The 22,611-nt window shown below is 66.4% G+C and carries 24 protein-coding genes and 1 pseudogene; 17 read left to right on the top strand and 8 right to left on the bottom strand.

Translation table 11 applies throughout. From position 1 onward, the window contains the following. Window position 1: 1 nt before the first annotated feature. On the bottom strand, window positions 2-679 hold the full coding sequence (locus AC5Y49_RS13180; RefSeq protein WP_499887620.1) for a DedA family protein: 678 nt from the start codon (window positions 677-679) through the stop codon (window positions 2-4). Between the two features lie 151 nt (window positions 680-830). Between AC5Y49_RS13180 and fbaA the strand changes: the two genes are divergently transcribed. From fbaA to AC5Y49_RS13165, 3 genes are all read left to right on the top strand, one after another. Continuing rightward, window positions 831-1,865, top strand: a complete 1,035-nt coding sequence (gene fbaA, locus AC5Y49_RS13175; protein ID WP_499887618.1) for a class II fructose-bisphosphate aldolase — start codon at window positions 831-833, stop codon at window positions 1,863-1,865. A 134-nt stretch (window positions 1,866-1,999) separates the two neighbouring features. Then, window positions 2,000-2,206, top strand: a complete 207-nt coding sequence (locus AC5Y49_RS13170; RefSeq protein WP_499887616.1) for a DUF2191 domain-containing protein — start codon at window positions 2,000-2,002, stop codon at window positions 2,204-2,206. After that, window positions 2,197-2,619: a PIN domain-containing protein gene (locus AC5Y49_RS13165; protein ID WP_499887614.1), complete on the top strand. Its 423-nt coding sequence runs from the start codon at window positions 2,197-2,199 to the stop codon at window positions 2,617-2,619. Before AC5Y49_RS13170 ends, AC5Y49_RS13165 begins: the two co-directional genes overlap by 10 nt. Before the next feature lie 3 nt (window positions 2,620-2,622). Here the strand turns inward: AC5Y49_RS13165 and AC5Y49_RS13160 are convergent, their stop codons facing one another. After that, window positions 2,623-3,498, bottom strand: a complete 876-nt coding sequence (locus AC5Y49_RS13160) for an Rv0361 family membrane protein (protein ID WP_499887612.1) — start codon at window positions 3,496-3,498, stop codon at window positions 2,623-2,625. 110 nt (window positions 3,499-3,608) lie between these two features. Here AC5Y49_RS13160 and AC5Y49_RS13155 point away from each other — a divergent pair, with 110 nt between their 5' ends. Continuing rightward, window positions 3,609-4,025 carry a DUF3151 domain-containing protein gene (locus AC5Y49_RS13155; RefSeq protein ID WP_499887610.1) on the top strand — a complete coding sequence of 139 codons (417 nt, stop codon included), beginning with the start codon at window positions 3,609-3,611 and terminating at the stop codon, window positions 4,023-4,025. Here the strand turns inward: AC5Y49_RS13155 and AC5Y49_RS13150 are convergent, their stop codons facing one another. From AC5Y49_RS13150 to AC5Y49_RS13130, 5 genes and pseudogenes are all read right to left on the bottom strand, one after another. Beyond that, complete coding sequence (locus AC5Y49_RS13150; RefSeq protein ID WP_499887609.1) at window positions 4,026-4,913, bottom strand: cation diffusion facilitator family transporter; 888 nt, start codon at window positions 4,911-4,913, stop codon at window positions 4,026-4,028. 39 nt (window positions 4,914-4,952) lie between these two features. Next, entirely contained in the window at window positions 4,953-5,732 is a 780-nt protein-coding gene (locus AC5Y49_RS13145; RefSeq protein WP_499887607.1) for a site-2 protease family protein, read from the bottom strand. A gap of 9 nt (window positions 5,733-5,741) precedes the next feature. Beyond that, complete coding sequence (locus tag AC5Y49_RS13140; protein ID WP_499887605.1) at window positions 5,742-6,392, bottom strand: peptidase M50; 651 nt, start codon at window positions 6,390-6,392, stop codon at window positions 5,742-5,744. A gap of 46 nt (window positions 6,393-6,438) precedes the next feature. Further along, the gene (locus tag AC5Y49_RS13135) at window positions 6,439-7,626 is read right to left on the bottom strand and encodes a hypothetical protein (protein ID WP_499888049.1); all 1,188 of its coding nucleotides are present in this window, start codon (window positions 7,624-7,626) and stop codon (window positions 6,439-6,441) included. A 207-nt stretch (window positions 7,627-7,833) separates the two neighbouring features. Next, a pseudogene (locus AC5Y49_RS13130) lies at window positions 7,834-7,941 on the bottom strand (DUF2510 domain-containing protein); the annotation flags it as partial. Between the two features lie 208 nt (window positions 7,942-8,149). On the opposite strand from AC5Y49_RS13130, the gene AC5Y49_RS13125 reads away from it, so the two are divergent. Together AC5Y49_RS13125 and AC5Y49_RS13120 are read left to right on the top strand one after the other, a co-directional pair. Then, a complete protein-coding gene (locus tag AC5Y49_RS13125; protein WP_499887603.1) occupies window positions 8,150-9,448 on the top strand; it encodes an adenylosuccinate synthase in 1,299 nt (432 codons plus the stop codon). Continuing rightward, the gene (locus AC5Y49_RS13120; protein WP_499887601.1) at window positions 9,445-10,080 is read left to right on the top strand and encodes a PaaI family thioesterase; all 636 of its coding nucleotides are present in this window, start codon (window positions 9,445-9,447) and stop codon (window positions 10,078-10,080) included. The genes AC5Y49_RS13125 and AC5Y49_RS13120 overlap by 4 nt, the downstream gene beginning before the upstream one ends. Before the next feature lie 11 nt (window positions 10,081-10,091). Here the strand turns inward: AC5Y49_RS13120 and AC5Y49_RS13115 are convergent, their stop codons facing one another. Beyond that, window positions 10,092-11,054, bottom strand: coding sequence for a LysR family transcriptional regulator (locus AC5Y49_RS13115; protein ID WP_499887599.1), 963 nt, complete (start codon window positions 11,052-11,054; stop codon window positions 10,092-10,094). 24 nt (window positions 11,055-11,078) lie between these two features. On the opposite strand from AC5Y49_RS13115, the gene AC5Y49_RS13110 reads away from it, so the two are divergent. From AC5Y49_RS13110 to AC5Y49_RS13060, 11 genes are all read left to right on the top strand, one after another. Then, window positions 11,079-12,236, top strand: coding sequence for an XdhC family protein (locus AC5Y49_RS13110; protein WP_499887597.1), 1,158 nt, complete (start codon window positions 11,079-11,081; stop codon window positions 12,234-12,236). A gap of 71 nt (window positions 12,237-12,307) precedes the next feature. Continuing rightward, window positions 12,308-13,198 (top strand): FAD binding domain-containing protein, encoded by an 891-nt coding sequence (locus AC5Y49_RS13105; RefSeq protein ID WP_499887595.1) that lies wholly within the window; start codon window positions 12,308-12,310, stop codon window positions 13,196-13,198. Between the two features lie 2 nt (window positions 13,199-13,200). Continuing rightward, window positions 13,201-13,674 carry a (2Fe-2S)-binding protein gene (locus tag AC5Y49_RS13100; protein ID WP_499887593.1) on the top strand — a complete coding sequence of 158 codons (474 nt, stop codon included), beginning with the start codon at window positions 13,201-13,203 and terminating at the stop codon, window positions 13,672-13,674. Next, window positions 13,671-16,070 (top strand): aerobic carbon-monoxide dehydrogenase large subunit, encoded by a 2,400-nt coding sequence (locus tag AC5Y49_RS13095; RefSeq protein WP_499887592.1) that lies wholly within the window; start codon window positions 13,671-13,673, stop codon window positions 16,068-16,070. The genes AC5Y49_RS13100 and AC5Y49_RS13095 overlap by 4 nt, the downstream gene beginning before the upstream one ends. A 5-nt stretch (window positions 16,071-16,075) precedes the next feature. Next, window positions 16,076-16,933 carry an XdhC family protein gene (locus AC5Y49_RS13090; RefSeq protein WP_499887590.1) on the top strand — a complete coding sequence of 286 codons (858 nt, stop codon included), beginning with the start codon at window positions 16,076-16,078 and terminating at the stop codon, window positions 16,931-16,933. Between the two features lie 2 nt (window positions 16,934-16,935). After that, on the top strand, window positions 16,936-17,802 hold the full coding sequence (locus AC5Y49_RS13085; protein ID WP_499888002.1) for an AAA family ATPase: 867 nt from the start codon (window positions 16,936-16,938) through the stop codon (window positions 17,800-17,802). A 10-nt stretch (window positions 17,803-17,812) separates the two neighbouring features. Beyond that, a complete protein-coding gene (locus AC5Y49_RS13080; RefSeq protein ID WP_499887589.1) occupies window positions 17,813-18,421 on the top strand; it encodes an SRPBCC family protein in 609 nt (202 codons plus the stop codon). Next, the gene (locus tag AC5Y49_RS13075; RefSeq protein WP_499887587.1) at window positions 18,418-19,677 is read left to right on the top strand and encodes a vWA domain-containing protein; all 1,260 of its coding nucleotides are present in this window, start codon (window positions 18,418-18,420) and stop codon (window positions 19,675-19,677) included. The genes AC5Y49_RS13080 and AC5Y49_RS13075 overlap by 4 nt, the downstream gene beginning before the upstream one ends. A gap of 5 nt (window positions 19,678-19,682) precedes the next feature. After that, window positions 19,683-20,903, top strand: coding sequence for a formate-dependent phosphoribosylglycinamide formyltransferase (purT, locus tag AC5Y49_RS13070; protein ID WP_499887585.1), 1,221 nt, complete (start codon window positions 19,683-19,685; stop codon window positions 20,901-20,903). A 13-nt stretch (window positions 20,904-20,916) separates the two neighbouring features. Continuing rightward, the gene (locus AC5Y49_RS13065) at window positions 20,917-21,330 is read left to right on the top strand and encodes a rhodanese-like domain-containing protein (RefSeq protein WP_499887584.1); all 414 of its coding nucleotides are present in this window, start codon (window positions 20,917-20,919) and stop codon (window positions 21,328-21,330) included. Then, window positions 21,327-22,556 (top strand): O-succinylhomoserine sulfhydrylase, encoded by a 1,230-nt coding sequence (locus tag AC5Y49_RS13060; RefSeq protein ID WP_499887583.1) that lies wholly within the window; start codon window positions 21,327-21,329, stop codon window positions 22,554-22,556. The genes AC5Y49_RS13065 and AC5Y49_RS13060 overlap by 4 nt, the downstream gene beginning before the upstream one ends. Window positions 22,557-22,611 lie beyond the last annotated feature (55 nt).

Raw genomic sequence — 22,611 nt, 5'->3', positions numbered from 1 at the left:
GCTACTCGGGAACCGTGAGCTGCTCGGGGTCGGTCTTGGCTGCCCGCCGGCGGTTCAGATAGCTCCGCCCGACCGCGATCAACGCCGGCAACATCGACACGAACAGGATGCACAGGATGATCGCTTCCAAGTTGCGATGGACGAAGTCCACGTTGCCCAGGAAGTAGCCCGCCACCGTCGCACCGCCACCCCAGGCAATGCCGCCGACGATGTCGAACGCCAGATACGTCGGATAATGCATGTAGGACACCCCGGCGACTACCGGGGTGAAGGTGCGCACGAACGGCATGAACCGGGCCAGGATGATGGCCATCGGGCCGTACTTCTCGAAGAACGCGTGCGATTCCGTCACGTGATGCTGCTTGAAGAAGCGGGAATCTTCCCGCTTGAACAACGCCGGCCCGATCCGGCGACCGATGAAATACCCGGTTTGGTCACCGAGCACCGCGACCAGCGCGACCGCCGGGGCCAGCACCCAGATGTTCATCGTCCCGTGCGCGGCCAGCAGTCCGCCGGTGAACAGCAGCGACTCGCCGGGCAGCAACGGGAACAGCAGGCCGGTCTCGATGAAGACGATGAGCAGGATGGCGGGCAGTACCGCCGACGCGAACAGGCCCTGCGGACCGATCCAATACATCGGGTCCATCAGGTCGGGCAAGGCCAGCACGGCGGTGTCCATGAGGACCCAAGATACCGGCGTCCGGGGCCCGCTCTGACCAGACGCGGCCCGGGTGGGGTCTCGACGCCCGCGCGGTGTTGCGATACTGGGCGGACACGTCTTCAGGTGCAGCCGCCGCCGGCCCGCTTCACACCAGCTCAGGAGGAGTTCCATGCCGATCGCAACACCCGAGGTCTACGCCGAGATGCTGGAGCGGGCCAAGCAGAACTGCTACGCCTTCCCGGCGATCAACTGCACATCTTCGGAGACCGTCAACGCCGCGATCAAGGGGTTCGCCGACGCCGGCAGTGACGGCATCATCCAGTTCTCCACCGGTGGTGCGGAGTTCGCTTCCGGTCTCGGCGTCAAGAACATGGTGACCGGCGCGGTGGCGCTGGCCGAGTTCGCCCACATCATCGCCGAGAAGTACTCGATCAACGTGGCGCTGCACACCGACCACTGCCCCAAGGACAAGCTGGACGGCTACGTGCGGCCGCTGCTGGCGATCTCTTCGGAGCGGGTGTCGGCCGGCAAGAGCCCGCTGTTCCAATCGCACATGTGGGACGGCTCGGCAGTGCCGATCGACGAGAACCTCGACATCGCCCGCCAGCTGCTCAAGGACGCGGCGGCCGCCAAGATCGTCCTGGAGATCGAGATCGGCGTCGTCGGCGGCGAAGAGGACGGCGTCGCCAACGAGATCAACGACAAGCTGTACACCACACCGGACGACTTCGAGAAAACTATCGACGCGCTGGGCCACGGCGAACACGGAAAGTACTTACTGGCCGCGACGTTCGGCAACGTGCACGGCGTCTACAAGCCCGGCAACGTCAAGCTGCGTCCCGACATCCTGGCCCAGGGCCAAAAGGTGGCGGCGGCCAAGCTCGGCTTATCCGACGACGCCAAGCCGTTCGACTTCGTGTTCCACGGCGGCTCCGGATCGGCGGAGTCGGAGATCGAAGAGGCGCTGGGCTACGGCGTGGTCAAGATGAACGTCGACACCGACACCCAATACGCGTTCACCCGCCCGGTCGCCGGGCACATGTTCAGCAACTACGACGGCGTGCTCAAGGTCGACGACGAGGTCGGCAACAAGAAGGTCTACGACCCGCGTAGCTATCTGAAGAAGGCCGAAGCTTCGATGACCGAGCGGGTCATCGAGGCCTGCAACGACTTGCACTGCGCCGGAAAGTCGCTGTCGGGCTAGGAACCGGCGCTCGCCGAAACAGCACGTCATGGCCCCCGCTCGGCGCGCACCGCTACCTATGGATGTGGGAGCGCGAGACCATGCGCCATATATACTTTAGGCGTTGAACGTATATATGTGTATGTGGAGGTGTGGTGACAAAGCGGCTGATTGATCTTGACGATGACCTGCTCATCGCGGCGCAACGTGCGCTCAATACAACTGGCGTTTCGGACACCGTGCGGTTGGCGCTGGAACACGCGGCGGCCAACTCCGCCCGTGCGCGCCAAGTCGAATGGCTTGTCGGTGGCGGTCTAGAGGAGATGGCCGAACCGCAGAAACGCGTCGACGTGTGGCGCTAATCGCACGCTACCTGATCGACACCAGCGCCGCGGCCCGGATGCGGCACCCCGAGGTGTCGCGACGGATCACCCCGTTGATCGAGGCCGGACTGGTGGCGACCACTGCTTCGCTTGACGCCGAAGCGCTGTACAGCGCGCGTAGTCCAAGCGAATACGAACAGCTATGGCACGATCGCCGCGCAGCCTATGAATACTTACCGACCAACGACGAGCATTGGCAGTCCGCTCTTAACGCTCAGCGTGAACTCGCTCGAACGGCCCGGCACCGCTCTGTCGGGGTCGCCGATCTACTTACCGCAGCCCTGGCCGCAGCCCACGACCTCACCGTCGTGCACTATGACGCCGACTTTGACACGGCCGCAACCGTATTGACGTTTGCGCAGCAATGGGTCATCCCGCGTGGCCGCTTATAGTGATCAGCCAGTGCTGGACTGGCAGATCTTCCACTGGTCGTCGCGGTATTGCAGATCGAAGCTGCGGGTGGAGCGGACCTGCGGGGCGTAGGCCATGAACGCGGTGACATTGGCCTCGGCGTGACCGTCGTTGACGACCACCTGATCAATGCTGGCCACCACCGGATACTGCTTGGCGGTCGCGACGCGCTGGTAGGTGTCCTCCCAGGCGTGCTCGTCGTAGTTCACATAGCCGTCGCGGGCGGTACCGCAGGTTAGGCCGCGCAACGCAGCCAGGTCGCCTTTTTGCACAGCGACGTCGAAACTTTGGATGGTGCTGCGGACCTCATCCTCCTGGGAAGCGGCTTTCTTCTTGTTTCCGTGCGTCAGCACCACCGTTCCCAGCACCGCGATCGCCGCCAGCGCCAGGATGATCAGTATCAGAGCCAATACCCAGCCCCAGCTGCGCTGGCTCGACGGACGCAGCTTGGCTCCCAGCCGTGGCGGAATCAGCTGGGGCACAGCAGCTCTCGGCGTTGACCGGCCCTGGCCGCCAGGCTGCGCTGCACCAGCCTGGAAGACCTCGGTGGCCGGCTCCGGGCCGGTGTCGATGACCGCGGTCTCATTGGCGTCGAAACCCGGTGCGGTGAAACGCCGTTCACCGCGCTCGCGCTGCGGTTGGGCGGCCTCGTGCTCCGTGTCGTGGCCTTTGGCGATCACCTCGGTGGCGGGTTCGGCGTCCGACGGCGCTCGCCGGTAGGCCTCGGTGGCCTCGTCGTCGGGGCCAGCGTGCCCGTCGGCGGGACCGGCGCCCGGACCCGCCGGGTCGTTGCCGGCGTCTGGATCGAATCCAGCCTTATTCGACCTGCTGTCGCGGTCGGGCCCTGGTGACGTGGGCATGAGCGCTGCTGTCCTCCCCGCAGTCGAATCGGTATGTGGGAGCTTAGCGACCCGACCCAGTTTGTGTGGCGACGCCGCGGCGAGACCGAGGCAACGGCAAGATAGAAGTCATGACTTCCATGGGTGACCTCTTAGGGCCGGACCCGATCCTGCTGCCGGGCGACAGCGAGGCCGAGACCGAGTTGCGGGCCGGCGAGAAACCGGCCATTGTCGCCGCCGCGCACCCGACGGCGTCGGTGGTCTGGGCGGTGCTGGCCGAAGAGGCGCTGGCCGACGACCAGGCCGTCACCGCATACGCCTATGCCCGCACCGGCTATCACCGCGGACTGGACCAGCTGCGCCGCCACGGCTGGAAGGGTTTCGGTCCGGTGCCCTACGCGCACGAGCCCAACCGTGGCTTCCTGCGGTGTGTGGCCGCGCTGGCGCGGGCCGCCGACGCCATCGGCGAAACCGATGAATACGTGCGCTGTCGAGATCTGCTCGACGACTGCGACCCGAACGCCCGCCCCGCGCTCGGCTTGAGTTAGTTACCAGCTGGCTCCGCAGCTATCCGCGCCGCCCGTCGGCTCGACCTGGACGGTGGCATGCGCCAATCCGCGAGCGCCCAACACCGCGCGGGCCTCGTCGAGCACCCGGGCCGAGTCGCCGTGGCTGGTCAGGTGCGCGGTCACCATGTCCTTGCCCGGTACCAGCGTCCAGACATGCAGATCGTGGACGTCGGTCACACCGTCGACGGCACACAGGGCCGAACGCAGCTCCTCGACGTCGATGTGGCCAGGTGATGCTTCGGACAAAATCCGCAACGCCCCGGCGGCCAGTGAGAACGCCCGCGGCAACACCCAGAGCGCAACGACGACGGCCACCACCACGTCGGCGTACGGCCAGTGCGTGGTGACGGTGACCAGCCCCGCGATCAGCACGCCGACGCTGCCGATCGCGTCGGCGATGACCTCCATGTACGCGCCCTTGACGGCCAGGCTCTGGGCGGCGTGCGAGCGCAGCATCAGCGCCACTACGGCGTTGGTGGCGAGGCCGAGCAGCGCCACCACGATCATCGGTACGCCCGGCACCGGCGGGGCGTCGCCAAGCCGCCGAACCGCTTCGTAGAGGATGAACGCCGCCACCCCGATCAGCAGCGCCGCATTGGCGACAGCGGTGAACACTTCGGCGCGGTGCCAGCCATAGGTGCGCCGCGGCGACGTACTGCCGCGGCGGGCCAGCAGCACGGCGGCCAGCCCCATGAACGCGGCCACCACGTCGGTCAACATGTGCCCGGCGTCGGCCAGCAGCGCAATCGAGCCGATGGCCAGCGCGGTGGCGATCTCGACGGCGAAGAACCCGCTCAGCAGCGCCGCGGCGGCGAGCAACCTGGATATTCGGGCGTCGACATCGGTGTGCTGGTGACCGGCGCCCATGCCACGAAATATATGCGTGTTAGCGCATATATGGCAAGGTCACATCCACGCGCTCCAGAACCGGGTCAGCTGTCCGCCGGCACCTGCCAGCATCGCGGGCACTCCGGATAGCTCAAAGAACCAGTAGACGATCCCGAAGAACCACTGGTTGAGCACCGGCGCGATGAGCAGCACCAATAGCGCCAGCAAGCCCCACGGTTTGACCGGTTCCAGTGCTCGCTGCGTTTCGGGACTCAAATGTGGTTCCAGTGCGCCGTAACCGTCCAGGCCCGGAATCGGCAGGAGGTTCAGCAGGACCGCGGTGACCTGCAGGAAGCCGAGGAAAGCCACGCCGGCCCACAGCACTGGGTGGTCCGGGTCGTAGCAGATGCGGGTCACTCCCAGCAGCAGCACCGCCAGCAGCAGGTTGGCCGACGGTCCGGCCAGGCTGACGATGGTGCGCCGCGTGGCCGTCATGAACGAAGTGCGCACATAAACAGCGGCGCCGGGTAGCCCAATTCCGCCCAACGCGATGAACAGCATTGGTAGGCCCAGCGACAGACCCGGATGGGCGTAACGGCGCGGATCCAGCGTCAGGTAGCCGCGCACGGCGACGTCGTGATCGCCGAACCGCCAGGCGGTGACGGCATGCCCGAACTCGTGCAGGCACAGCGACACGACCCATCCGGCGATCACCATGACGAACACGCCGGCATAGGCCAGCGGCGCGATGTTGGCACCGGACAGCCACGCCAGCGCACCGCCCAGCACCGTTAGACCGACGATCGCCAGGAAGATCGGGCTGGGCCGCACCGATTGGTGCACACCGCGAATGCTCACGTCACGACGCTACCGGACCAGTAGCCAGCCTCCGGTGTTCCGGTAGAACGTCGAGCGCCGTGCCGGACGGGCGGCCGGTATCCCGTCGCGGATCACCGTGGCGCCGGTGGTGCCCAGCTGCGCGGCTCGTCCGGTTACCCAGCGGCGCCGGCCAACTACCCGGGCGCGCAGGCCGGGCACCGTCGCGGTCGGCTCGATTCGCGCCCCGTTCACGTTGCCGTCGAAGAGCACGGTGTCGTCGACCACGGCTTCGCCGTGCAGCGATTGCGCGTCACCCGACGGTCGCCACTCGGCGGCCCCGACGATCACCGACCCGGTTTCATCGCGGATCAATGGCACCCGCTTGGCGGTGCCACCTTGCGCTCGACGGGCAGCGCGCCACCCGGCCGGCAGCCGATAGGCCCGGGTGGCCGGGCTGTGGCGGCGCGGCACGTAGGCCACCTCGACGTTCAGCAGCTCGGCGCGCAGCAGCCGGGTCAGTACGGTGGCCAGGTCGGCATCGTCGCCGACCGCGACCAGCCGTCGACAGGATTTCGCTGCGGCGTCCACGTCGGCCGAGCTGGTGACCCGGTGGGCGGGCAGGCTGCGCAGCGGAGCCGGGGCACGACGATCGCCGAACAACAACACCGCCACGCTGGCGGCATTCCCGCCGGTATTCATGGATTCCGGGCAAGCGCGGTCGAATTCAGCGATCACCCATTGTCTATTAGTTCCAACCGATCAACGTCATCTGGCCGAGATCGAGGTCGCTTGGTGAGGCGATGCGGTTGGACTTGTTGTCGCCGCCGACGTCGACGACGTACAGGCCGCCTGGCGAATTGGTATTGATGAACGCGATCTTGGTGCCGTCGGGATTCGCTACCGGCTGGCTCACGTTTTGGATACCTAAGTCGAAAACCTTAGTGACGTCGTCGCCGCCCTGCTTGATAGAAGGGCAGCCACTGCCGGTGGTGGTGATGGGGTATTTGACGATAGCGAACCCTGGAGATGACGAACTGCTGGAGCTGCCGGGCAGACCGGACGTACTGGCGACTTCCATGCGGCTGTCGGACCCGAGCCACTGTCCGGGTATCTCCGCGCAGTCGAAATTGAGGGTGCCGTCGGGATTCCGGAGGGGAGCGGTGCCTTGAGTTTTGGGGGTCGGCGTGACCTCTTGGGGGTCCGATGTTGACCCCGACGGCAGCTTGTACAGGTGAGACTTTCCGTTTTGGTTTGCCACGTAATAGAAGTTTCCTGCTCCGTCGAAGTGCGGCGAGCTGTAGGTCGGTGGCAGACTTTGCTGAAAATCGCCCGCCTTCGGCGCGGCGGGGCTGACTGCGGTGAATTTTCCGCTGGTATCAACCCATCCGGCGCGGGTTGCGCTGTATGGCCCCGCGGTATCATCTTGCTTCATCGTGGCTAATTTGGTCAGATCTGGAGATACCTGTTCCAGATCATCGGTGGCTCCTGATCCTGATCCTGTGACATTGAACGTCGAGACAAGACCGTATTTGCCGGTGCCGGGATCAATGTAGCCATAGTTGAGGCCAGAAGCGTCATTCGACATCACCAGTATTCCTGACGTCGGGGCGTCTGCCGCTTTCCCTGATCCTCCTCCATGGTGCGAGCCACCAGGCCCCGAGCCGGAGCCGCCAGGCCCCGCCTGGGCGCCCGGACCAGACTCTTCGCCGAAGAAATGGCTGTACACCGGGAACACCACTTTCGAACTCGCCGGTATCGCTACGACGAAGACGGCCACTATGGCGGTGACGACCAACGCTTTGTACGCAACGGATCGATGCGACCGGAGCGTGAAGAACGCGATGATGGCCGCGATCGCGGCGACAATCAGGATGCCCGGCAGGAACGTTCCGAACTGGACGCGGCCGGCCACGAACGCGGCAATGACCACCACCAGCGCAACGCCGGCGACGATGGCCGCGGTCTTGATCGCGCCGGACGTGACCCGGGACGCGGCAGCCGGCTGTGCCTGCGTGGGTGGTGGCCCGCTGGATGGGGGCGGTGGCGGCGGCTCGTTCGGCGGAGGCGGTGGCGGCGGCGCCGACCTGCCGGCCGGCTGCTCCGGTGGAGGGGGCTGCTGCCGCGCCGCGGGCCGCGTGGCCTGCTTTCGCTGACGGTGCGGTGTCCAGTCCTGACCGTCCCAGTAACGCTGGGCGTTCGGGTCATTGGGGTCGTCGTACCAGCCGGGCTGGCGGGATGTTGTCGTCATTGCTCTTCCCCCTGTGGAGGGTGTGCTACGGGGCCTTGGCAAAGTCTCGAGCAGACGTCTTGGAACTTTCTTGTCGCGGATCGTAACGCCGCCATAGCGGCTGGTGGTCCGTTTCGCAGATGCAGTTAGCCGGGCGGTTCAGCGGCTTCCTCGCAAACGCCTGAGATAGTGTGAGACACCGGCTGGAACCACAAGAAACAGGAGAACCATGCCGGCAATCGTCCTGATCGGCGCCCAATGGGGCGACGAGGGCAAAGGCAAAGCCACCGATCTACTCGGCGGGCGTGTGCAGTGGGTGGTGCGTTATCAGGGCGGCAACAACGCCGGGCACACCGTCGTCTTGCCCACCGGCGAGAACTTCGCCCTGCACCTGATCCCGTCGGGGGTGCTGACACCTGGCGTCACCAACGTCATCGGCAACGGCGTAGTCATCGATCCCGGTGTGCTGCTCGACGAGCTCAAGGGACTCGAGGACCGTGGCGTCGACACCTCCAGGCTGCTGATCTCGGCCGACGCGCATCTGTTGATGCCCTACCACGTGGCGATCGACAAGGTGACCGAGCGCTACATGGGCAGCAAGAAGATCGGCACCACCGGTCGCGGCATCGGCCCCTGCTATCAGGACAAGATCGCACGGATGGGTATTCGGGTCGCCGATGTGCTTGACCCCGAACAATTAGCCCACAAAATCGAGGCCGCACTGGAGCTCAAGAACCAGATCTTGGTCAAGATCTACAACCGAAAGGCACTGGAGCCCGAGCAGGTCGTGCACAACCTGCTGGAGCAGGCCGAAAGTTTCAAGCACCGCATCGCCGATACCCGCCTGCTGCTCAACAATGCGCTGGAGGCCGGCGAAACCGTGCTGCTGGAAGGCTCGCAGGGGACCCTGCTCGACGTTGACCATGGCACCTATCCCTATGTGACATCGTCGAATCCGACGGCGGGCGGCGCGGCCGTCGGCTCCGGCATCGGCCCGACCCGGATCACCACGGTGCTCGGGATCCTCAAGGCCTACACCACCCGGGTGGGTTCGGGGCCGTTCCCCACCGAATTGTTCGACGAAAACGGCGAATACCTCTCCAAGACCGGCGGCGAGTTCGGGGTTACCACCGGCCGACGCCGGCGCTGTGGCTGGTTCGACGCCGTCGTCGCGCGCTACGCCACCCGGGTCAACGGCATCACCGACTTCTTCTTGACCAAACTCGATGTGCTGTCCAGCCTGGAAACCGTTCCGGTCTGCATCGGCTACACCGTCGACGGCAAACGCACCCACGAGATGCCGATGACCCAAAGCGATTTGGGTCGCGCCGAACCGATCTACGAGGAGTTGCCAGGCTGGTGGGAAGACATCTCACACGCCCGGGAGTTCGACGACTTGCCGGCCAAGGCGCGTGACTACGTGCTGCGCTTGGAAGAGCTTGCCGGAGCGCATGTTTCGTGCATCGGGGTCGGTCCGGGCCGAGACCAGACCATCGTGCGCCGCGACGTTCTGCAGGTGCGCCGATGACCGATCAACCGGAGTCGGTCGACCCTGATTACGGAAAGCACGGCGGGTTTCCGCGGTATGAGGCCGCCGAACCGGGCCCGGGTTTCGCTCGGTTCGTCACCGCGATGCGGCGTCTGCAAGACCTGGCGGTGTCCACCGATCCCGATGACGACACGTGGGATAGCGCCGCCGAGCGGGCCGAAGAACTGGTCAAGCTACTCGATCCGTTCCAAGCGCCGGAGGGCGTGGCGCCGGCAGGCCGGGTGCCGTCGATGCCCGGCATGGGCAGTCTGTTGATGCCGCCGTGGAAGATGACGAAGTTCGACTCCGACGGTGTCGAAATGCGCGGGCAGTTCAGCCGCTACTACGTCGGCGGCAACTCGGCCGTGCACGGCGGTGTGCTGCCCCTGATCTTTGATCACGTCTGCGGCATGGTGGTGCACGCGGCTTCCCGGCCGATCAGCCGAACCGCATTTCTGAAAGTCGACTACCGCAAGGTCACTCCGATCGACACCCCGCTGATCGTGCGGGCACGCATCGATTCCGTCGAGGGTCGCAAGGCGTTCATCTCCGGAGAGCTCGTCGACTCCGAGGACGCGGTGCTGGCCGAGGTGCACGCGTTGATGGTGCGGTTGCTGCCCGGCCAGCCGTGACACCGCGGCGCTCAACTCCACAGTGTCACATGTACTTTCGGGCGAAACCGCGTCACGCCCACCCCGCTGCCGCGGATCATCGCCTGGGTGCACCGCGGCGTCGTGATGAACCGAACGAGCTCCGACACCGCCGGTTGCCGGGCGGACGGCGCGAGTGTCGACGCGCACCACTCACCCGGCACTTGCAGTCCTGGTCCGGTCACGCGGACGAACCGCTCGGCCGCAAGGTCTTTGGACACCGCGAAGCCGACAATAAGCGTGATACCAGCGACGCGCTGAACCTCTTCGAGGGCGGCGGCATCGCTTTGGAAGATCCGTTGCCGCGACTCCGGAATCGCCAAGCCACGCAGCATTCCCGCGATCTCGCCGTCTACGCTGCCCGCCGACGGGCCGAGCATCCAGTCCTGTTCGCGCAGCTGCGCCGGCGTTGGCGCGCCGTGCGCCAGCGGACTATCTGGGGCGCTCACCGCGATGATCTGGTACTTCAAAAACGGCCGCACCGATATTTCGTTTGAGTCAGTGGAGCTTTCACTGGCCGGTCCGATCGCAATGTCGACGGCCCGGGAGGAGATCAACTCCCGAAATCGGCTGGTCGGGTGCACGCTCAGTTCGACGGACAAATCGTTCGCACGAGATGAGAACAGCTCGATCAAGCCCGGCGCGGCGTGTTCGGCGAAGGCGCTCGACGCGGCAATGCGCAGCAGCCGACGCCCGTGCGCGGCTTCGGTTACCTCGATCGCGGTTTGCTGCTGTAGGCCCAGGATCTCGACGGCCCTGCTGGCCAGGCGAAGTCCGCCGGGAGTGAACGCCAGCCCGGCGCCGCTTTTGGTGAACAACGCGTCGTCGAGTTCCTTACGCAGCGCGGCGACATGCATAGAGACTCCGGCGTCCGACATGCCCAGCTCTTCGGCGGCGGCTCGCACCGAGCCCAACCGCACGACAGCCGAATACGCCCGAAGCTGAGCCGGGGTCATGAAGAGGAGCCTACGTTGAGATGCGTGCGCGACGTGCTGGCTGAGCTGATGTCGATCTGGCACGCCGGCGACACCGCCGGCGTGGGCACTGTGGTGCGGACATTCCGGTCCGCGCCGCGCTCGCCGGGTGCGGCGATGGTGGTGGCTCCGGACGGTTCGGTGAGCGGTTCGGTGTCGGGCGGCTGCGTCGAGGGCGCCGTATACGAACTCGCCGGCGAGGCGGCGCACACCGGGATACCGCGGCTGGAGCGCTACGGCATCAGCGACGACGACGCATTTGCGGTCGGCCTGACCTGCGGCGGCATCATCGACGTCTTTATCGAGGCGATCTCGCGTGACACCTTCCCCGAGCTCGACGCGGTCGCCGACGACCTCGAACAGCACCGACCGGTCGCCATCGCGACCGTCATCGCCCATCCCGAGCCGGGCAACCTCGGCCGGCACATGCTCATCCGGCCCCACACGGTGATCGGTTCGCTCGGCACACCCCGTGCCGACGCCGCGGTCACCGACGACGCCCGCGGCTTGCTGGCGGCCGGACGCAGCGAGGTCCTGCAGTATGGGCCCGACGGCGAGCGCCTCGGTCAGGGCATGGAGGTGTTCGTCGCCGGCCACGCCCCACGCCCGCGGATGTTGGTATTCGGTGCCATCGATTTCGCCGCGGCGCTGGCGCGGCAGGGATCGTTTCTGGGTTATCGGGTCACCGTCTGCGATGCCCGCCCGGTGTTCGCGACGTCGGCGCGGTTTCCCACTGCCGACGAGGTCGTTGTCGACTGGCCCAACCGCTACCTGGCCGCGCAGGCGCAGGCGGGCGCCATCGACCGGCACACGGTGGTCTGCGTGCTCACCCACGACCCGAAGTTCGACGTCCCCGTCCTCGAGGTGGCGCTGCGACTGGACGTCGGCTACATCGGCGCGATGGGGTCGCGGCGCACCCACGACGATCGCATGGCCAGGCTGCGCGAAGCGGGCCTGACGGACGCCGAGTTGAACCGGCTGGCCAGCCCGATCGGGCTGGATCTGGGTGCCCGAACTCCCGAAGAAACCGCAGTGTCGATCGCCGCGGACATCATCGCCCGACGCTGGGGCGGCGGTGGCCGGCGACTGGTTGAAATCGGTGGCCGTATCCATCACGACACCGTGTCCAACCAGGCAGTTCGGCCCAGTTCAGTGATTACTTAACTCGCTATTGACGCCTGGTCAGTAGGGACCGACACTGAGGTTCCTTATCGGGCGGATGTGAGGTCGGTCACATGCAGGTACCTGGACCCTTTGAGTACGAACGCGCCAGCAGCGTGGACCACGCCATCGGTTTGCTGGACCGGTTGGGCGACGGCGCGATGATCGTGGCCGGCGGGCACAGCCTGCTGCCGATGATGAAGCTGCGGATCGCCAACCCGGAATATCTGATCGATATCAACGATCTGGCGCCGGAGCTGGGCTATGTCATCACTGACCCGACGCTGGTGCGCATCGGGGCGATGACGCGGCACCGTGAGGTGCTGGAATCCGATCCGCTGGCCGCGGTGTGCCCGATTTTTCGGGACGCCGAGCGGGTGATCGCCGACCCGGTTGTGCGCAACCGCGGCACTGTTGGTGGGTCCCTGTGTCAGGCCGATCCGGCCGAGGACCTGACGACGGTGTGCACGGTGCTCGGCGCGACCTGCCTGGCCCGCGGGCCGGCTGGCGAACGTGAAGTCGCCATGGACGACTTCCTCGCGGGCCCTTACGAGACGTCTCTGGCCCAGAACGAGATGCTGGTAGAGGTTCGTATCCCGGTGCGGCACAACAGCTCCAACGCCTACAGCAAAGTTGAGCGCCGGGTCGGCGACTGGGCGGTCACCGCCGCCGGCGCCGCGGTCACCCTCGACGACGGCGCGATCGCCGCCGCCCGCGTCGGGTTGACGGCGGTCAACGCGGACGCCGCCGCGCTCGCCGAGCTGTCTGCGGCTTTGGTCGGCCGTCCCGCGACCGAAGAGGTGTTCGCCGAGGCTGGGCGCCGGGCAGCCGAGGCGTGTGAACCGGTGACCGACATGCGCGGCACTGCGGACTACAAACGTCACCTGGCTGCGGAGCTGACTACCCGAACGCTGCGCACCGCGCTCGAGCGGGTGCGCAATATCCCGCCGCCGAAAGGGAACTGACGATGCAAGTCACGATGACAGTCAATGGTGAGCCGGTCAGCGCCGACGTCGAACCCCGGATGCTTCTGGTGCACTTTCTGCGGGATCAGTTGGGGCTCACCGGGACGCACTGGGGTTGCGATACCAGCAACTGCGGAACCTGCGTCGTCGACGTCGACGGCGTGCCAGTGAAGTCCTGCACCATGCTGGCGGCAATGGCTGGCGGACACAGTGTGCGCACCGTGGAGGGTCTAGAAGTCGACGGCCAACTCGACCCCGTGCAGGAAGGGTTCATGCGTTGCCACGGCTTGCAGTGTGGCTTTTGCACACCGGGGATGATGATCACCGCCCGCGCCCTGCTCGACCGCAACCCCGACCCGGACGAGGAAGCGATCCGCGAAGCGATCTCCGGACAGATCTGCCGTTGCACCGGATACACCACGATCGTGCGTTCCATTCAGTGGGCGGCCCAGCACGCGAAGACGGCGACATCATGACCACCATCGAGTCCCGTCCGCCATCACCGGACGACATTGTTGACAACGACCAAAAGCCTTGCGGCCATGGTCGAATGCTGCGCAAGGAGGACCCACGGTTCATCCGGGGTCGCGGCACTTACGTCGACGACATCACCCTGCCCGGCATGCTGCACCTGGCGATTCTGCGTTCACCGTTCGCCCACGCCCGCATCATTCGCATCGATACTTCTGCCGCGCAGGCGCATCCGAAGGTCAAGGCGGTGGTTACCGGAGCCGACCTCGCCGAGAAGGGGCTGGCCTGGATGCCGACGCTGTCCAACGACGTGCAGGCAGTGTTGGCGACCGACAAGGTGCGCTTCCAGGGGCAGGAGGTGGCGTTCGTCGTTGCCGAAGACCGGTACTCCGCCCGCGACGCGCTGGAGTTGATCGACGTCGACTACGAACCGCTGGATCCAGTCATAGATGCTCGCAAGGCGTTGGATCCCGATGCCCCGGTGATCCGCGACGATCTCGAGGGCAAGACGGACAACCACATCTTCGACTGGGAAACCGGCGATGCGGCGGCCACTGAGGCCGTGATCGCCAACGCCGACGTCATCGTCACGCAGGAGATGGTCTACCCGCGGGTGCATCCCGCGCCAATGGAAACCTGTGGTGCAGTAGCAGACCTCGACCCGGTCAGCGGCAAGTTGACGCTATGGACCACGTCGCAGGCGCCGCACGCGCACCGGACGCTCTACGCGTTGGTCGCTGGGCTGCCCGAGCACAAGATCCGGGTGATCTCACCGGATATCGGCGGCGGATTTGGCAATAAGGTGCCGATCTATCCCGGGTACGTGTGCGCGATCGTCGGATCGTTGCTGCTCGGCAAGCCGGTCAAATGGATGGAAGATCGCAGCGAAAACCTGACATCGACCAGTTTCGCGCGCGACTACATCATGGTCGGCGAGATCGCCGCCACCTCCGGAGGCAAGATCCTGGCGATCCGCACCAACGTGCTGGCCGACCATGGCGCGTTCAACGGCCAAGCCGCTCCGGTGAAATACCCTGCCGGGTTCTTCGGCGTATTCACCGGCAGCTACGACCTGCAAGCCGCGTACTGCCACCAGACCGCCGTCTACACCAACAAGGCGCCCGGCGGGGTGGCCTACGCCTGCTCGTTCCGCATCACCGAAGCGGTGTACCTGGTGGAGCGGCTGGTCGACTGCCTGGCCTACGAGCTGAAGATCGACCCGGCCGAACTGCGGCTGCGAAACCTGTTGAAGCCCGAGCAGTTTCCCTATACGACCAAGACCGGCTGGGTGTACGACTCCGGCGACTACGAGATGACCATGCGCAAGGCCATGGAGATGATCGGCTACGACGCGATGCGTGCCGAACAGAAAGCGAAGCGCGAGCGCGGCGAGTTGATGGGCATCGGGATGTCGTTTTTCACCGAGGCCGTGGGTGCCGGGCCGCGCAAAGACATGGACATCCTCGGTCTGGGTATGGCCGACGGTTGTGAACTGCGGGTCCATCCGACCGGGAAAGCTGTTGTGCGGCTATCGGTTCAGACTCAGGGTCAGGGTCATGAGACGACGTTCGCGCAGATCGTCGCCGAGGAGCTGGGTATTCCGCCCGATGACATCGAGGTGGTGCACGGTGACACCGACCAGACGCCGTTCGGGCTGGGCACCTACGGCAGCCGGTCCACACCGGTATCAGGCGGCGCCGCGGCGCTGGTCGCCCGCAAGGTGCGCGATAAGGCGAAGATCATCGCCTCGGGCATGCTGGAAGTCTCGGTTGCCGACCTGGAGTGGGAGAAGGGCAAGTTCCACGTCAAGGGTGACCCGTCGGCGGCGGTGACCATTGCCGACATCGCGATGCGCGCGCACGGGGCGGGCGATCTGCCCGAGGGCATCGAGGGCGGCCTGGACGCGCAGGTCTGCTACAACCCGGAGAACCTGACCTACCCGTACGGCGCCTATTTCTGTGTGGTCGACGTCGATCCGGGCACCGCCGTGGTGAAGGTACGCCGGTTCTTGGCCGTGGACGACTGCGGCACCCGGATCAATCCGATGATCATCGAGGGCCAGGTGCACGGCGGCATCGTCGACGGGATCGGGATGGCATTGATGGAGATGATCGCGTTCGACGAGGATGGCAACTGCCTTGGCGGGTCACTGATGGACTACCTGATCCCGACCGCCGTCGAAGTGCCGCACCTGGAGACCGGGCATACCGTCACTCCATCGCCGCACCACCCCATCGGCGCGAAGGGTATCGGTGAGTCCGCCACCGTCGGTTCGCCGCCGGCGGTCGTCAACGCCGTCGTGGACGCATTGGCGCCGTTCGGCGTTCGGCACGCTGACATGCCGCTGACGCCGTCGCGGGTATGGGAGGCGATGCAGGGAAGGGCCCGACCGCCGATATGAGCCCGATGAGTGAGCGCGCCGAGCAACTGCTGCGCGCCCGGACCCCATTCGTGTACGCGACAGTGGTACGAGCTCAGCAGCCGACGTCGGCGCAGCCCGGCGACGTGGCAATCCTGTTGGCGGATGGCACAATCGAGGGGTTCGTCGGCGGGCAGTGCGCGCAGAACTCGGTCCGCAAGGCAGCACTGGGGGCGTTGCAGGCCGGGGAAAGTGTTTTGCTCCGCGTGCTGCCCGACGGCGACGTGCATTTCCCGGAGGCGCCCGGTGCCAGCGTTGTCGTCAACCCGTGCTTGTCGGGGGGTGCGTTGGAGATTTATTTGGCGCCGCGGCTACCTGCGCCGCTGATCCGAATTTGCGGTGCCACACCGATCGCCGACGCGCTGGGCGGACTGTGTGCGGTGCTCGGCTATGAGGTGGCGCGCGAAGGCCCGTTGGATGGGGCCACCGCGGTAGTGATCGCCAGCCACGGCGGCCCGGAAGCCGAAACGATCCGCGACGCGCTGGATGCTGGCATCGGATACATCGGTCTGGTGGCCAGCCGAGTGCGCGGTGCCGCGATCCTGGACGGGCTGGGCCTGTCCGACGCCGATCGCGCGCGGGTACACACCCCGGTCGGCTTGCCGATCGGCGCCAAGACGCCTGCCGAGATCGCGGTGTCGATTCTCGCCGAGTGCATCCGGGAAATACGCGTCGCCGGATTACAGGTGGGCGTGCCTGCCGCAATGCCCGAACAGGCCGTCGACCCAGTGTGCGGTATGACGGTCACGATCGGGCCGGCCAGCGAACATTTGCGGGTCTCCGGAACGGACTACTGGTTCTGCTGCCCGGGGTGTCGCAGCTCGTTCACCGCAACGACGTCGTGACGATGTTCTCAGACGTCGATGACGTGATCCGCCGCTTCGATGCCCACGATTACCTGCTCGACACCGGGACGGCCTCGGCGATTTACCTCGCCGTGACGCTGGGCCGGCCGCTGCTGCTGGAGGGCGAACCGGGGGTCGGTAAGACGACAGCAGCGAAAACCCTTGCCGCGGTGCTGGGTACACCGCTAGTCCGGTTGCAGTGCTACGAGGGACTGACCGCCGGCGAGGCGCTCTACGACTGGAACTATCAACGGCAGTTGCTGTCCATCAGGCTCGCCGAGGCGCGCGGCGCCGGCATCGACGAGTCGGATCTCTACACCGAGCGCTACCTGGTGGATCGCCCGATCCTGCAGTGCGTGCGACATCGCGGCGCGGCACCGCCGGTGCTGCTGATCGATGAAATCGACCGCGCCGACGATGAATTCGAGGCGCTGCTGCTGGAGTTCCTCGGCGAATCCGCCGTGACGGTTCCCGAACTGGGCACCTTCGTGGCCGAACGTCCGCCGATCGCGGTGCTCACCTCCAACCGCAGCCGCGACTTGCACGATGCCCTGCGGCGACGCTGCCTCTACCATTGGATCGACTACCCGGAACCGTCCCGGACGGCTGCGATCGTACGCCGTACAGTACCCGGCGCGACCGCGCCACTGATCCAGCACGCCACCCAATTCGTCGGTACTGCACGCGATCTCGATCTCGACAAGCCACCCGGGATCGCTGAGACTATCGACTGGGTCGCCGCCCTGGTCTCGCTTGGCGTCGCAGAGTTGGTCGACGCGGACGTGGTCACCAGTCTCAGTGCGCTGGCCAAGACGCCCGACGACCGCACCCTGATTCGTGAAGCACTCGTCGAGTACAGCAAGGCGTGAAAGGACTGCGATGAAGATCGTCAACGAGTTCAGCGTCAACGCTCCGATCGAGCGCGCCTGGGCCGTGCTGTCCGACCTGGAGCAGGTGATCCCGTTGATGCCGGGTGCGGCCTTGGTCGGTCGCGAGGGCGACGACTTCGTCGGCAAGGTCAAGGTCAAGGTGGGCCCGGTGACCAGTGAGTTCAGCGGCAAGGCGCGATTCATCGAGCACAACAGCGACCAATATCGCGCCGTCATCGACGGCCGGGGCAAGGAAGCGCGCGGCACCGGCAATGCGGCCGCGACGGTCACCACTCAACTGCACGCGGCCGGAGACCACACTCGCGTCACCGTCGACACTGACCTGAAGATCGTCGGCAAGCTCGCACAGTTCGGCAGCAGCATGTTGCAGCAGGTGTCGGAGAAGCTGTTGGGCCAGTTCGTCGAGCAGCTCGAAGCGAAGTTGGCTGCCTCCGACGGGCCATCCGTGGTCGAAAGCCGAGAGCCGTCAGCACCGAGCGAGCCCGCTCCCGTCGACCTGCTTGACCTCGCCGGCGGCGGCACAATCGCCAAGTACGCGCCGCTGGTGCTGGGCGTTCTTGCGCTGCTGGCTTTGGTTTGGGTGCTTCGCCGGCGGTGACCCTCCCATTGTTGCTGCCGGGAGTCGACACCGCGGCGTTCGCGGCGGCACTGGTGGCCCGGTTGCGTGGCGTCGGCGTGCTGGTGGCGGCTAGTGGCCCGGCCACGTTCGTGCAGGCGTTTCGGCAGTTGATGCCGCACACCGCCGCCGAACTCTACTGGGCAGCGCGATTGACTTTGGTCAACCGCGTGGAGGACCTCAGCGCGTTCGACGCGGTGTTCTCGGCCACCTTCGGCGACGCGCCGCTGGCTCCCAATCCGACCGGCGGTCAGCCGCGATTGCGGCGCAAGGCCGCGGCGGCGGGCATGCCGGCACAGGAGGTACCGACCCAGCCCGCCGCGGCCCTGCCCTGGACGACAAGCCCGTCGCGGCTAGCCGCGCTCGCCGAGGCCGACACCGGCGCCGTGAAGCTCCTGGCGCCGGACCCGCTGCCCAGCCGTATCGCCGCGCGCGCCGAGGAACCGTTCGACCAGTTCGATCCCGCCGACCTGCGACAGCTGGGCACCTGGCTGGCGGCGTCGGTGGCGCAATGGCCACGCCGACGCAGCCTGCGACTGCAGGCCAGCCGGCACGGCAAGACGATCGACTTGCGTCGAACCATGAGCGCCTCGCGGGCCACCGGCTGGGAAACGGTCACGCTGGCCCACACGCGTCGGCGCAGCCGGCACCGTCGAGTTGTTCTGGTCTGCGATGTAAGCCGATCGATGCAGCCCTACGCCACGATCTATCTGCATTTGATGCGCGCCGCAGCGCTGCGGCAGGTGGGGATCCGTCCGGAGGTCTTCGCGTTCTCGACGTCGCTGACCCGGCTCACCTCGGCGTTGGCGCACCGATCGCCCGAGTTAGCGCTGCAAAGAGCCAACGCGAAGGTGACCGACCGCTACGGCGGCACCCATATCGGCCGAAGTATCGGCAGCTTGCTGGCCTCGCCGCACGGCAACGCACTGCGCGGTGCGGTATTGATCATCACCTCCGACGGTTGGGACAGCGATCCGCCTGAAGTGCTCGGCCGGGCCTTGGCCCGCGTGCACCGCCGAGCGGAGTTGGTGGTTTGGCTCAACCCGCGAGCGGCGCAGCCCGATTTCCAACCGTTAGCCGGTTCCATGGCGACGGCCCTGGCGTATTGCGATCTGTTCCTGCCGGGGCACTCGCTGGCGGGCTTGCGTGACCTGTTCGCTGCACTGATGACGACCAGCAGTAGCGGCGCCGACACATTGCGGCCCCGCACGGTGGCCACCTCGCCGCTCTATCCTTGAGCAGCATGCAGGCCGAACCGGTCGAGGACGAGCAGCTCCCCAGCGATGACATTCAACGCACCAAGGTGATGTTGCTGGGTGCGGGCGAGTTCAGCCGGGAGTTGGCGGTGGTTTTTCAGCGCCTCGGCGCTGAGGTGATCGCGGTGGAGCGGCATGCCGACGCGCCCGCGCACCGGGTTGCCGACGAGTCGGTGGTGGTCGACCTGACCGACACCGACGAGCTGGCCGCCGTAATCGGGCGGTTGCAACCCAATTTCGTGGTGACCGTGACCGATGTGGTCGCAGCCGACGCGCTGACGGCCGCCGCCGAAACCGATTTCGCGCAGGTACTCCCGACCGCCCGCAGCGCCCGGCTCACCGCCGACCGGGAGGCTCTGCGGCGGCTGGCCGCCGACGAACTCGGGCTGCCCACTGCGCCGTTCTGGTTCGCCGGATCGCTCGAGGAACTCCGCGCGGTGGCCGACTACGCCGGGTACCCGTTGCAGGTCCAGCCGGTCGCGCGCGTCGGCGGCCACGCAGCGACGGTGATCTCCGCACCGGACGACCTCGATGCGGCCTGGCAGCGCGCGGTGTCGGCCGGCGGATCGCGCACACCCGACCGGGTATTGGCCGAGACCGTCGTCGAAATCGACTTCCGGGTCACCCTGCTCACTGTGCGCAGCGAGGGACCGACCGGTCCGGTGGTGGAGTTCTGCACTCCGATCGGGCACAGCGAAACCACCGGCGACGTGGTGGAGTCATGGCAGCCGCAGAATCTGACGCCGGCCGCGCTGGATGCCGCCAAGTCGATCGCCGCGCGCATCGTCAAGGCACTCGGCGGACGGGGCGTCTTCGGGGTCGAGTTGATGGTCCGCGGCGACGAGGTGTACTTCTGCGATGTCAGCGCGTCGCCGTACGAGAGCGGGCTGGTGACGCTGCGCACGCAACGGCTGTCGGAGTTCGAGTTGCAGGCCAGGTCGATCCTCGGCCTGCGCACCGACACCATCATGATTTCGCCAGGGGCCGCACACGTCGTGTACTCGGAGGCGGTCGAGCAGGCCGGAACCATCGGCAGCGCCCTGCGCGAAGCGCTGGCCGTGCCGGAAAGCGATGTGCGGGTCTTCGGCCATGAAGCCGAGGACCGGCGCCGGCTTGGGGTGGCCGTCGTCACCGCGGACGACGTGGCCACCGCGCGTGACCGCGCCCGAGAGGCGTCGGCCGCGCTGCGCAAGCATTGGGGGTCGTGAGAGACTCGCGCGCATGACGTACGCAGGAGATATCACGCCGCAGCAGGCCTGGCAGCTGCTCAGCGAGAATCCCGAAGCGGTGTTGGTCGACGTACGCACCGACGCCGAATGGCGCTTCGTCGGCATGGCCGACCTGTCCAGTCTCAGCCGCGACATCGTCTACATCGAGTGGAACAGCGTGGACGGCACCCGCAACGAGAATTTCGTCGCCGAACTGCTCAACCAGGTCCCGGCGCGAGACGACCGACCGGTGGTGTTCTTGTGCCGCTCGGGTAACCGCTCCGTGGGTGCTGCGGAGGCCGCCACCGAGGCCGGCATCGCACCGTCCTACAACGTGCTGGACGGATTCGAAGGAGATCTCGACGAGGCCGGCCACCGCGGCGTGACCGGCTGGCGGGCAATCGGATTGCCGTGGAAACAGTCATGACTACCCCCGACGACGAACGCTCGATCCGGATACCACCCCCGCTGCCCGAGGGTGTCGGTCCGGCCACCATCGGGGTGCGGGGCGGGGTGTTGCGGTCGCAGTTCCACGAGACCGCCGAGGCGATGTATCTGACCTCCGGTTATGTCTACGAATCCGCGGCCGCGTGCGAGCAAGCGTTCACCGGGGAGGTGGACCGGTATGTGTACTCCCGCTACGGCAACCCGACCATCACCATGTTCGAGGAGCGGCTGCGGCTGATCGAGGGTGCGCCGGCGGCGTTCGCCACCGCCAGCGGCATGGCGGCGGTGTTCACCTCGCTGGGCGCACTGCTGGGTGCCGGTGACCGACTGGTCGCATCCCGCAGCTTGTTCGGCTCGTGTTTCGTAGTGTGCAACGAGATCCTGCCGCGCTGGGGTGTGGAGACCGTGTTCGTCGACGGCGACGACCTCTCTCAATGGGAGCAGGCGCTGTCGGTGCCCACCCAGGCGGTGTTCTTCGAAACACCATCGAACCCCATGCAGTCGCTGGTCGACATCGCCGCAGTCACCGAAATGTCGCATGCCGCCGGGGCGAAGGTGGTGTTGGACAACGTCTTCGCCACGCCGCTGCTGCAGCAGGGCTTTCCGCTGGGCGTCGATGTCGTGGTGTACTCGGGGACCAAGCACCTCGACGGGCAGGGCCGGGTGCTGGGCGGGGCGATCCTCGGCGACCAGGAATACATCGACGGCCCGGTGCAGAAGCTGATGCGGCACACCGGTCCGGCGATCAGCGCCTTCAACGCCTGGGTATTACTGAAAGGCCTTGAGACGCTGGCGGTTCGGGTTGACTACGCCAACTCGTCGGCGCAGCGGGTGGCTGAGTTCCTGGAGAGTCACCCGAGCGTACGCTGGGTGCGTTACCCCTATCTGGCGTCGCACCCCCAATACGATCTGGCCAAGCGGCAGATGTCTGGCGGCGGCACGGTGGTCACGTTCGAGCTCGATGCCCCGGCCGGCGTGGTCAAAGAGCGGGCGTTCGACCTGTTGGACAAGTTGCAGCTGATCGACATCTCCAACAATCTCGGCGACGCGAAATCCCTTGTCACTCATCCGGCGACCACCACCCATCGGGCGATGGGACCCGAAGGCAGGGCCGCGATCGGCCTCGGCGAAGGGGTCATCCGAATCTCGGTGGGGCTGGAAGACACCAACGACCTGATCGCCGACCTCGACCGGGCGCTGAGCTAGTCGATGACGACGAGATAACAGTTCCCGCATAACGATTTCGCGGCGATCGCAAGCG

It is taken from the genome of Mycobacterium sp. NGS62, assembly GCF_059812285.1.
This window is presented reverse-complemented; position numbering and strand designations above follow the sequence as displayed.